We start from the raw sequence: 11,525 nt of genomic DNA on the forward strand, positions 1-11,525 counted from the left end.
GCCATTCGGCATTCCGCGGGCCGCCTCCACAATCACCCCGCCGCTTCCGCCAGTGTCCCGCGCCCCGTTTTCCTTGAATAAACCAGGCTGCAGAACCCCAGGCCGACGGAGAAAGCGGTCCCTATCGCCGCCAGCAACAGCATGCCGCCCGATTCGAAGAGGAATCCCGTCACCAGGCTGGCCGAACTCGCCGACAGCGCGATGAACATCTCGTTGACGCCCTGCACGCGGCCCCGTTCCAGGGGCGCGAGCGCGTTTGAAAGCAGGGAAGAGCCGGCGATGAAGCAGAAGTTCCACCCCAGGCCGAGGAGGAAAAGGGCGATCGTCAGGGGGATGAACCGGGGCGAAACCGGGGTGATCACGCAGGAAACGACGAGGATGAGCACGCCCCACTTCACGATGGCGTGCTGCCCCCACCGGATGATCAGCCGGCCGGTGATGCCGGAAACGCCGAACATGCCGATGGCGTGCGCCATAATGACCCACGAGATCAGCCAGGTGCCATGATCGTGGTGGCTCATGTGCAGGGGCGTGATCACCATGAGCAGCGTCATGACGAACTGGCCGATCACCATGGCCGCGATCCCGTACCGGACGTGCACGTTGCGGAGGATCTCCCGTACGGGACGCGCGGTCGACGCATCGATTTCCGATTCGGCGGATGGTTTGATGCGCCGGGCGAGGTCGAGCGGGTCGGGGCGGACCAGGAAGAGGGTCAGCAGCACCGCCGCCAGGCTAAGGCCCACGCCGATGACGAAGGGCCCCGACATGGGAGGATAGCCGTACTGCGCGATCCAGATGCCCGCGGGCGCCACCATCATGGCGCCGCCGATGGCGCTGATGGTGCCGGCGGACACGATTCGGCCGATGATGCGCGCCCGTTCGTCTTCGGGATAGATTTCCGCGCCGATGAACCGCGCCTGCTCACTGGAACTGCGCGCCATGCCGGCGAAAAAAGACGCGATGCAGAATCCCGCGAAGGAATGGACGGCGACGCTGAGGAAACTGGCCGCGGCGGCGATCAGGGACGACAGGTATCCGGCCGTAAGCCCGGCCCGGCGGCCCAGGCGGTCCATGATCCAGCCGAAGGGGAAGGCGCTGATCGAGCGCGCGAGAAAGGCGATGGTCATGGGCACGCCCGTCATGCGCTCGCTGTCGGACAGCTGCGCCGCCAGGATGGGCACGACGGTGAAAGCCGCGACCTGGGTGGCGCCGAAGAGGGCCTGGGTGACGAAGAGGGTGTGGGTGATCCGGCTGCGGACCGACTGAAGCTGTTCCGGTTCCATTGTGCTCCCGCGGCCCGGTATTCATGCCGTTCTGCCGCTGGTAACTCCTCTCCCGATCAGATGACTTCCAGCTGATCCCGGTCCGGCAGCGCGGGGAAGGGCGCGCTCGGCAGGGTCTGGTACCAGAAGGCCACCGATGCGACATCGTCCTGGAGCGCCTGGTAGGGGCCACCCTCCGCAAAACCGAGCAGTTGCCGCCAGCCCAGCGCCTGGATGGTTACCTTCAGGTCCTCCTCGAACCGCACCGGATCCGACACGTGCCACCGGTACATGCCGAACCGCTGCTGGGACTTGTACATGCCGTCGGGGCGGATGACCTGGGGCATGCCCGCGTAGGGGGTGGTGTACTCCACGTACCGGCCGTCGATATCGAAGTTGTACGAACCGCAGAAGTAGTCCTCGACGCCCGTCCCGCAGATCGTCGGAAACTCGTCGTCGCCGTCGATATAGAACTTGATCTCCCCCTCGCCCCACCATCCGTTGCTGTTGGATCCCCACGCCATGTAGGTACCGACGTAATGGCCGTGCCCCTGTACGCCGTCCAGTATGGTGAACACCTCTTTGTACGGAACGGGGTTCGTCCGCCGGAAGCTCGCGTGGAAATAGCCGATGTCCTCGGGGACCTCGGTCAGCGTGTAGTCGATCTGGTAGTACACGCGCATCTTCTCGTCGGCGATGTTCTCCAGCGTGATGCGGCAACGCTTGCGAAAGGGCATCTCCCAGTAGCAGTTGAACGCGCTGGCCGGGTTTACGCACACGGCCAGCGAGGACACGTGGGCGTATTCACTCCACCCGCACGCGAAGAAATCGCCCATGGGACACTCCACGGAGGGGTACTCCTCGTCATCCCAGTAAATGCGCAGGATGGCGAAGCGCCAGTGGCCGGTTGGCGTCAGCCAGATATGCTGAATGGCACCGGACCCTTCGATATCGGCCATCGTCAGCGTTTCCCCCGCTTCAATGTCGAAGGAAGGGGAGATCTTCCAGCCCTGTCCCAGGTGCCGTGCGTTATGGGCGCCGGTGCCCTCCGTGGCCATGCCGCCCCGGCCCTTTCCGCCGTCCGTGTTTTCCGGCGAGATGGACCGCGTCTTGGCGCGCGACAGGCGAGCCAGGTTTCCCATGTCCATGCCCAGTCCGTTGAACATATGCGCATCTCCTCGTGGTAACTTTTCTTGATAAGGTGATCTCGGCTTCACTATAATACGTTCCGCGATGGCACGCGCACAGGTCTTTTTAGGTGTCCACAACCGACGAGAGCGACGGTGTAATTTGCAACGCGACGTACTCTACTACATCGCCGATCCCATGTGTTCCTGGTGCTGGGGATTCAGTCCGGTGCTGGAGGCGGTCTCCGGAGTGCTCCCGGAGGAAATCCCCATCCGCTACGTCATGGGCGGCCTCGCCCGGGATTCTGCAGCTCCCATGCCGGAGGACACCCGGACCTACGTGCAGTCCCAGTGGCGGCTGGTCGCCGAACGGACGGGCGCGGAATTCAACTGGGACTTCTGGAAGGACTGCGAGCCCAGGAGATCGACGTACCCGGCCTGCCGGGCGGTCATTGCCGCCGGGATGCAGCGGCCGGACGGGACCGGGGCGATGTTTCACGCCATCCAGCGGGCCTACTACCTGGAAGCGCGGAATCCGTCGGACGCGGAAACCCTCGTGCAGCTTGCCGGCGAATTGAACCTGGATACGCAGCGCTTTTCCGAGGACCTCACCTCGGCCCGCACCGACGAACTGCTCCACGAGGACTTCGCCCTTCGCCGGTCCCTCCACGCCGACAAGTTCCCCACGATGATCCTGGAGCACGACGGCAACCAGTTCTGGCTGGCCTACGGGTACGAAGAAGAAGCCCTGGTGGTGGATTTGCTGACTTCGGCGTTGCTTTCCTGAATACGTCCCGGGCGGCATTCCGGCTGCGGCTCGTGACGCAAGCCCTCTTCGCGGGTCGCGGGGCCGCCGGTCGGCCCGCCGAACGCTACATCCCCTCGACCCTGGGATCGATCCACATATACACGAAATCCACCACGATGTTGGCGCAGACCACCATCGCGGCCGAGAAGAGCACGACGCCCATGATCATGGGCACGTCGAGATTGAAGACCGACTGCAGGGCCAGGACGCCCAGGCCGGGCAGGGCGAAGACGTTCTCGGTAAACACCACGCCGCCCATGAGGGCAGCCATGTCGAGTCCCAGGACGGTGATGACGGGGATGACGGCGTTCCGCAGCCCGTGCTTGAACAGGACGACGTACTCGGGGATCCCCTTGGCACGGGCCACGCGCACGTAATCGGCGTTCAGCACCTCCACCATGTTCGTGTGCACCAGCCGGGCGTAATAACCCGTTATCACGAGGGCGAGGGTGGCCGCCGGCAGGATGATGTGGGTCCAGCCCGTCAATCCACCCACCGGAAACAGGCCGGTCCGGTAGGCCAGGTAGTACTGCAGCATGCGGGCCAGCCAGAAGACGGGCAGGGAAATGGCGACCAGGGATACGATGAGGACGGTCCGGTCGATGGCCCGGCCGCGGTACTTTGCCGTGAGGACGCCCAGCGGCACGCTCATCAGCATCCACAGGCATACGGCCGTCAGTGCCAGGGAAAGGGTTACCGGAAATCTCGCCAGGAGGGCGTCGAGCACCCGTTCTCCCGTCACCAGGGACGTGCCGAGGTCGCCCCGCAGCAGATTGCCGATATAGCGGCCATACTGCACGATGAGCGGATCATCGAATCCCATCTCCGCGCGGATCCGCTCGATCGTCTCCGCGTCCGCGTTCGCCCCGGCGTATACCCGCACCGGATCGGCCGGAACCGCGTGCACAATCAGAAACGTGATCACCGTGGTCCCCCAAAGTATCACGACCGCCCATCCCAGGCGGCGCAGGATCCTGCTCAACATAGCGAGGTCCTTCTAAACGGTGAGGTCCTTCTATGGTTTCGGCCGTGTTTCATGATTCGATCCACATCAATTCATAGCGGATGGGCCAGACCGGATTGAGCTTGAGCCCCTTGAGCCAGGGTTGCCGGAGCAGGTACATCTGCGGGTAATACAGGAATACCCAGGGCGCGTCCTCTACCACCAGACGCTCCGCCTCCCGGTAGAGTGCCAGGCGATGATCCTGGTCCGTGCTGGTGGACGCTTCGTTCAGCAACGCGTTCACCGATGCGTTGTCATAGAACGCCACGTTGGTGCTGTTCACCTCGGTTATCCGGTTGCCGTTCAGAAGCACGTCGAGGAAATTGCTCGGATCCGGATAGTCCTGGTACCAGCCGAAGGTGGTAAAGGGCACCGCGCCGCGCCGGCCCGTCGCTTCGATCCGTGTCGAACCGGTGACCGGCCTGATTTCCACGGTGATGCCGACCTCCCCGAGATCCTGTTGCACCGCCTGTCCGATCTTGGTATCGATGCCGCTCTGGGCCGTGATCATGAGCTCGGTGGTGAAACCCTCGGGGTATCCGGCCTCCGCAAGCAGCCTGCGAGCCTTTTCCGGGTCGTGGTCGTATCCTTCGAGCGCTTCGTTGAATCCGGGCATGCCGGGCGGCAGCACGCCGCGGGCGAGGATGCCCCGGTCGCTGATCAGGCTCACGATCCGCTCTCGGTCGATGGCGTGGTTGACCGCCCTGCGCACGTTCACCTGGTCGAAAGGCGGCATCTCGGTATTCATGGAGAGATACTGGATGGCGTTCAGCGGTTGATGGGCGACGCGTTGGCTGAGGACGGGGTCTTTCATTACCCGGATGAAGTCCGCGTCCGGGATTCCCGTCGACGTGACGCTCGCGATGTCCAGCTCGCCCCGTTCGAACATCATCATGTGCAGGGTCTCGTCCCCGCCGACCATCAGCTCGATGGCCTCCAGCCGGACCTCGTCCGCCCGGTAAAAGGACGGACTCTTCTCGAGCCGCATGCGCGTTCCGCGCTGCCAGTCCGCCAGTACAAAGGGTCCTGCGCCGACGGGATGGCGCCCGAATGTGTCCCCGCGCCGCTCCACCTCCTCCCGTGGAACGGCGTACGCGAAGGGCATGGCCATGCAGTACAGGAACGGCAGATCGGGATGGGCCAGCTCGATCACCAGGGTCTCGGCGTCCGGTGTGCGCAGGCCGGAGACCCGATCCGCCGAACCGTCCTGAAACGCCCGGGCACCGGCGATGTTCCTATAGAATCCCTGCCCAGGGGACCTGGTGGCCGGATCCAGAATACGTTCGAGGGACCAGGCGAAATCTCCGGAGGTTATCGCCCGGCCGTTCGAGAACCGGATATCCCGGCGCAACTTGAAGGTAATGGTCCGGCCATCCTCGGAGACCGTCCAGGAGCGCGCGTGCCAGGGGACCAGGTTCAAGTCGTCGTCATAGTCGATCAGACCGTGGAACAAGGCGCGCACCAGCGGCCAGGTCACCACGTCGTAGGCGATGGCCGGATCGAGCGATCGCGGGTCCGACGGCACGGCGATCCGCAGGACGTTCTCCTCGGGGTGCAGACGGTCGGGTGGTGCGTCTCCGGAACAGGAAACCGCGAGGAACAGCACAGCAAGACACGCCGCTGCCAACGAAAGCGGACCAGACCGGGCTTCAATCGCGGGTTTCCGCGCCGTGGATTTCTGCGCCAGTGTACCATTCATCGTCCCTGTCCCTCCTTCACGTAGGGATCCAGTACCTCCTGCAGGCCCTGGCCGAGCAGGTTGAATCCCACCACGGCCGCGACAATGAACAGGCCCGGAGCCACGGTGAGGTGCGGAGAGACGATAAAGTAGGGCTGTCCCTCGGCGATCATGGTTCCCCACGACGGCGCGGGCGGCGGTACGCCGACCCCGAGGTAGCTCAGACCGGCGTCGAGCAGCACCGTGTTCGCCGTGGCCAGGGATCCGAGTACGATGATCAGGGGAAGGACGTTGGGCAACAGGTGCCGGAGCATGATGCGGACATCCGAACAGCCGATGGCGCGGGATGATGTGACGAACTCCCGGGTCTTCAGGATCAGTACCTGGCTTCGTATGGTCCGGGCGATCCAGGTCCAGCTGACGAGCCCAATGACCAGGAATACGCTGACCAGTCCGCGTTTCAGCGTGAAATCCAGTACGTGCCAGTCCAGGGACTCGAAGCGGATCTGGATCACGCGTCCGTCCATCAGTCCGGCGAAGGCGATGGCCAGAAGCAGCCCGGGAATGGCCAGCATGACGTCGGTCCCGCGCATGAGCAGGGTGTTCACCCAGCCGCCGTGGTATCCCGCGAGCATGCCCACGGTCACCCCGACGCAGACGGCGATGAGCATGGCCACGATGCCGACAAGCAAGGAGATGCGGGTACCGTGTACCAGGCGGGCCAGCACGTCCCGTCCGAGCTGGTCCGTGCCGAGGAGAAACCGTTCGCCGGGCGGGATGGGCAAGCCGTCGGCGTCGAGGCCGTCGGCCAACTGCAGCATGGGGTCCTGTAGATAACCCAGCCCGGTCAGGACCGGGGCAGCCAGTGCCAGGGCCGCCAGGAACAGGACCAGTCCGCCGCCGGCGCAGACCATGCGGTGCTTCAGCATACGCCGCAGGAAGGGCAGAGACGCCGGGCCGGTCTCTTCCGACTCGAAGCCGGCGGCAGATGGGGAAATGACGGTCATGGTAACATTCAATAGTTGAAACGCGCTTCATCGTCGAAACGCGCCGGTCCGCGCAACCATGGGCTCGTATCTGCCAGGCTCGTATCTGCCAGGCCCGTATCTGCCAGGCCCGTATCAGTCAAGCCGCGGGGTATTCCAGGCAGATTCCGCTCCGAGACCGCGATGAGTCGCCGATCGCACGGAGCAGGTCAAGGTAGAAACGCCGTTCATCGGCGGACAGGGCGATCAGGGCCTCATTCCCCCACAGGCTGGCCAGACATCGTCCTGCAGGCCGTATCGGCATGTGATATTCCGATTTCCCGTACATGCCCGGTTGATTGAACAGGGGATCGTCCGCCAGCGTACCGCCCGTTCCCACCAGGAACAGGTCGTCCTGCAGCCGGGACCCATTTGGCGCCACCAGCAGATGACCGGTGGAATCGCGGTGCGTCTTCAACGTGATGCTAATGTGCAGACGAGGCGCGGTTCCCGCCGCGGCTACGTACACGCGGCGCAGGGGGGAATCCATTAGGACCTCGGCCTTGCGGCACGACTGGAAGACACACCACCACTTCTGCCACTGCCCACCTTCCGGCGAGGAAATCAGACGAAGATACACCGGTTCGCCGAAATCGGCGTGGCGACTCGCTTCAAGCATCGCCCGGAATCCGGGCTCGGACCGGTGTATATCCGTGATGGGAATTTCCAAATTACGCGTCCGTACGGGCAGCGGTCCGGCCGTTCGCACGTCTACACCGTTTTCAACGAGGCGTGCCGCATCCGCGGCCATGCCCCGGTAAGGTGAAAGGAATACGGCCTGCCGGGGCCGGTACGCGTCGAGAGCGTCCCGCACGGTCTCAAGTCCTTGAACCGTCCCGCTCGCACTGCCCTGGGCGCTTCCACGCGGCCCCGCGTTCGGCCGCCCCGCGTTCGGCCGCCCCGCATCCGGCCGGGCGAACACCATGCCGTCCGGCCCTTCAGTGTACTCCTGAAATAGTGCAAGGACCTGGCGGCTGCCGATAACCAGTCCATCTATTTGCTTCACGCCGCCTCCCCGCCGCACAAGGGAAGACGTACCGGCCGGTTCCGCACGATGGATTCATAACCCGCGAGCAGCACTTCCATATGGTCCCGGGCGTCCCGGACGGTGAAGCGCGGTCTCGAACCGGTGTCCAGCGCGTGTACCAGGTCATCCAGGGCGGCGCGAGTGAATTCAGTCCCTGTGGAGGTCAGCAAGGTGGGCGGGCCGCTGTGCCACTGCATGGGATCGTCTTCGTCGACGCAGTAGTCGCCGTCCACGATGCGGTTTCTCAGGTGGGTATCGATGCCGGGGCGCTTCCCGTCGATTCGTCCCGTTCCCTTCGTGCCGAACAGGTAGGCCAGGTTCGGTCCACCGGCGCCATGAGAGGCGATGCCGTTGCGCCCGGCGGACAGGGTGGCCACCCGGCCGGACCGGTCCACAAGGCTCAGCGTGCCGAAGTCGTCCGCGCCATGGGCGGCATGTTCGGGGAAGAAGTGGGCGCCGCCCTGGCCGTATACCTCGACGATGGGGTCGAAGCACTGCTGTACCAGGGCAACGGCATAGGCGCCGACCGTCAGCAGTTCGCGTTTGATGTCCGGAAATTTCCACCTGCCCGGCGGCAGGAAACCGGGTTTTCGCTGCGCATTCGAAATGGACCGCGGGATCCCCTTGCCGAAGAGGATGTCGACGTGCATCGCCGTTAATTCACCCAGGATCCCCGCGTCGATCATCCTTTTGCTCTGGTTGACGAAATCATTGTAAACGTAACTGGGAAGGATGGTTGTGACTTTTGACCTTTCGACGGTGTCGACCACTTCGCGGCATTCCCGCATGTTGGCGCCGATGTACTTGTCGATCCACAGGTGCTTGCCGGTCCGAGCGGCCAGTCTGGCAATTTCGGCACGGCGCTCGATCTCGTGACCGATGCTCACGACATCGACCTCGTCCCGCTGAACGGCCGCCTCTATCCCTTCCATAAAGGGCACGTCCAACTGCTCGGCCCAGGTCCGGTTCAGCGGCTTGAGATAGGGGTCGATGTCCGCGTCGTCGGCCACCCCGACGATGCGGATCCGGGGATGGTCCACGAAGGCGGGGACGAAACTGCTCTGGTGGCTGTGCTTGCTGAAACTGACCAGCAGCACGCCGTAGACGCGGTCGGCCATGACGACACCATTTCATTCATGATGTATGCGTGGATGTTTGCGAGCATTCAAGATAAGCCGGGCCATCACGAGTGACAACCAAAACAGGACTCGAACAGCGCGGTCGGTTTTGAACGGCGCGGTCGGAATCGAACAGCACGGTCTGTGGTCTTTGGTCTTGTTTATCACGCGAAGCACAGTAGATTAACCCACATCCCGTTTCCGTGCTTTTAGTACCACATCCTCACCACGTCATCAGCGAGAGAGGTACGCCATGGACGCCGTCCTGCGCGCGATATCCGATTTCATGTGGGGGCCCTGGACGATCGGCGTGCTCGCCGTCCTGGGTCTCATGCTCACCGTGGCCAGCAGGGGGGTCCAGTTCCGGAAGTTCGGCACGGCGGTCGGCCTGGTCATGCGCGGCGCCCTGCGCAGGGACAAGGGCGAGCAGGAATCGGGCGACATCTCGCCCTTCCAGGCGCTGACCACGGCCATGGCGGCCACCATCGGCAACGGCAACATCGCGGGTGTGGCGACGGCCATCGCGGTGGGCGGCCCGGGCGCGGCCTTCTGGATGGCGGCCATGGCACCACTGGGCATGGCGACGAAGTACGCGGAGACCGTGCTGGCCCTGCGGTACCGGGGAAAGACGCGGGACGGCCTCATGCTCGGCGGCCCCATGTCCTATCTGAAGGAGGGGCTGAACCTGCCCACCATAGGCGTGGTTTTCGCCCTCTGCGCCACGCTGGGTGGCCTGGGCGGCGGAAACATCGGCCAGGCAAACTCCATCGCCCTCGTGCTCGACTCCCAGTTCCACGTGGCCAAGTGGATCACCGGCGCCCTGCTGGCCGGCATCCTGGCCGTGGTCGTCATCGGAGGGATCAAGCGTATCGGCCTCGTAGCGGAAAGACTCGTACCCACGATGGTGATCGTCTACGCCGCCAGCGTGATCTACGTCGTGATCACCCATTTCAGCGCGCTACCGGCAACCCTCTGGCTGATCGTGGAAAGCGCCTTCACGCCGGTCGCGGTCGTCGGGGGATTCGCCGGGGCCACGGTGTCCCGGACGATACAGTACGGCATCCGGCGCGGCGTCATCTCCAGCGAGGCCGGCCTTGGAAGCGCGGGGATCGCCCACAGTGCGGCGCAAACGAACAACCCGGTGCGGCAAGGGTACATCTCCATGATCGGCGTCTTCATCGACACGATCGTCGTCTGCTCCATGACCGCGGTAACCGTGGTCATCGCCGGCGTGTGGCATAATGGCGAGATCAGCACCGCCCTCGTGGCTTCCGCGCTCAACACCACCATCCCCTTCGGCGGGGCCATCGTCGCACTCTGCTCCCTGATGTTTGGATTCACGACCATGGTCACCTGGTCCTACTATGCCGAGCAGGGCCTGCGGTTCGTGACGGACTCCCGGGGCGTGGTGCTGGGCATCCGGATCACCTGGTGCGCGGCCGCCTTCTTCGGAGCCGTGTACGAAGCCCGGGTGATCTGGGACCTGGGCGATATCATGGTCGCCTGCATGATGTTTCCCAATCTCGTCGGACTGATCGGTCTGACCCGAGAAATACGCGTGGTATCAGCCAACGAACAGGCTGCCACGGCCGCTTGACGATGAAGCGTTTATCGGGTATATTACCGGTGGGTTGGATCGGTGCGAAAAAAACCGAACCATTTTTCGTTCCGGGGCCTCTTAGTATAGTAGACGGTATCGACAGCGGCACCCTCGCTCCACACGTAATCGAGCCCAAAACGCAGGATACACGAAATGGCGCACACGGCGGACGGACTCATCATCGAAAGCGTGCTGAACGGCAGTCCGGACGACTTCGAAAAACTGGTGACGCGGTATGACCGCGAGATCAGGCGTATCGTGGGATCCATGGTCAGGAACCGCCAGGACAAGCAGGATATCGTACAGGATATCTGGCTTTCCGTTTACCAGCGGCTGTCGTCCCTGCGCGATCCGGAGCGGTTTCCGCAGTGGCTGCGCGCCATTGCGCGTAACCGGTGCCTTGCGCACGCGGGTGACCGGCACCACCGGGAAACGGCCTGGTCGGAGATCCAGCCGGAGGAATGCGCCGGAAGTACCTGGCCGGGCGACGAGCACCTGGACCGGGCAAAGCGCCGCAGCGTGCGGAAAGCCGTAGCGACGCTGTCGAACGCACTCGGCCGGACCGTCGCCATGTACTATTTCACCGGGTATTCCTGTGACGAGGTCAGCACGCGGATGAACGTCCCCGTGGGTACCGTGAAACGCAGGCTATCGGAAGCGCGAAGCAAGCTGCGGAGCATGTTCAGGGACTGGTCGCAACTGCCTGCAGAAGGCGGCCTGGATCTTCGACACCTGATCGTCGCCGCGCCGATTTGCACCGGTTTCTGAGTACTCCATCCAACCCCCGAACGAACCGAGGTCTTCAACAAGACATGTCCCAACCACCGCAGGACCGGAATCAGCACCCGCCCCCGGCCCAACGCAAGCCCCCCCC

Annotated in this window: 10 protein-coding genes; 3 read left to right on the plus strand and 7 right to left on the minus strand. The window is 63.9% G+C overall.

From position 1 onward, the window contains the following. Window positions 1-32: 32 nt before the first annotated feature. Both F4Z81_11790 and F4Z81_11795 read right to left on the minus strand, forming a co-directional pair. Window positions 33-1,286 (minus strand): MFS transporter, encoded by a 1,254-nt coding sequence (locus F4Z81_11790; protein MXW05737.1) that lies wholly within the window; start codon window positions 1,284-1,286, stop codon window positions 33-35. Between the two features lie 56 nt (window positions 1,287-1,342). Next, window positions 1,343-2,413, minus strand: coding sequence for a DUF2961 domain-containing protein (locus F4Z81_11795; protein MXW05738.1), 1,071 nt, complete (start codon window positions 2,411-2,413; stop codon window positions 1,343-1,345). A gap of 85 nt (window positions 2,414-2,498) precedes the next feature. Between F4Z81_11795 and F4Z81_11800 the strand changes: the two genes are divergently transcribed. Then, window positions 2,499-3,179: a DsbA family protein gene (locus F4Z81_11800; protein ID MXW05739.1), complete on the plus strand. Its 681-nt coding sequence runs from the start codon at window positions 2,499-2,501 to the stop codon at window positions 3,177-3,179. Between the two features lie 85 nt (window positions 3,180-3,264). On the opposite strand, the gene F4Z81_11805 is transcribed toward F4Z81_11800, so the two are convergent. The 5 genes from F4Z81_11805 to F4Z81_11825 all read right to left on the minus strand — a co-directional run bounded on the left by F4Z81_11805 (window position 3,265) and on the right by F4Z81_11825 (window position 9,051). Continuing rightward, window positions 3,265-4,185: an ABC transporter permease gene (locus F4Z81_11805; GenBank protein ID MXW05740.1), complete on the minus strand. Its 921-nt coding sequence runs from the start codon at window positions 4,183-4,185 to the stop codon at window positions 3,265-3,267. 49 nt (window positions 4,186-4,234) lie between these two features. Continuing rightward, entirely contained in the window at window positions 4,235-5,902 is a 1,668-nt protein-coding gene (locus tag F4Z81_11810) for an ABC transporter substrate-binding protein (GenBank protein MXW05741.1), read from the minus strand. After that, complete coding sequence (locus F4Z81_11815) at window positions 5,899-6,888, minus strand: ABC transporter permease (GenBank protein MXW05742.1); 990 nt, start codon at window positions 6,886-6,888, stop codon at window positions 5,899-5,901. The genes F4Z81_11810 and F4Z81_11815 overlap by 4 nt, the downstream gene beginning before the upstream one ends. 118 nt (window positions 6,889-7,006) lie before the next feature. Beyond that, a complete protein-coding gene (locus F4Z81_11820; GenBank protein ID MXW05743.1) occupies window positions 7,007-7,912 on the minus strand; it encodes a hypothetical protein in 906 nt (301 codons plus the stop codon). Beyond that, the gene (locus F4Z81_11825; GenBank protein ID MXW05744.1) at window positions 7,909-9,051 is read right to left on the minus strand and encodes a Gfo/Idh/MocA family oxidoreductase; all 1,143 of its coding nucleotides are present in this window, start codon (window positions 9,049-9,051) and stop codon (window positions 7,909-7,911) included. Before F4Z81_11825 ends, F4Z81_11820 begins: the two co-directional genes overlap by 4 nt. 253 nt (window positions 9,052-9,304) lie before the next feature. On the opposite strand from F4Z81_11825, the gene F4Z81_11830 reads away from it, so the two are divergent. Both F4Z81_11830 and F4Z81_11835 read left to right on the plus strand, forming a co-directional pair. Further along, window positions 9,305-10,648 (plus strand): sodium:alanine symporter family protein, encoded by a 1,344-nt coding sequence (locus tag F4Z81_11830; GenBank protein ID MXW05745.1) that lies wholly within the window; start codon window positions 9,305-9,307, stop codon window positions 10,646-10,648. A 156-nt stretch (window positions 10,649-10,804) separates the two neighbouring features. Continuing rightward, complete coding sequence (locus tag F4Z81_11835) at window positions 10,805-11,419, plus strand: RNA polymerase sigma factor (GenBank protein ID MXW05746.1); 615 nt, start codon at window positions 10,805-10,807, stop codon at window positions 11,417-11,419. The last annotated feature ends 106 nt before the right edge of the window (window positions 11,420-11,525 follow it).

This window comes from Gemmatimonadota bacterium, from assembly GCA_009835325.1.
GTDB lineage: Bacteria > JAAXHH01 > JAAXHH01 > JAAXHH01 > JAAXHH01 > JAAXHH01.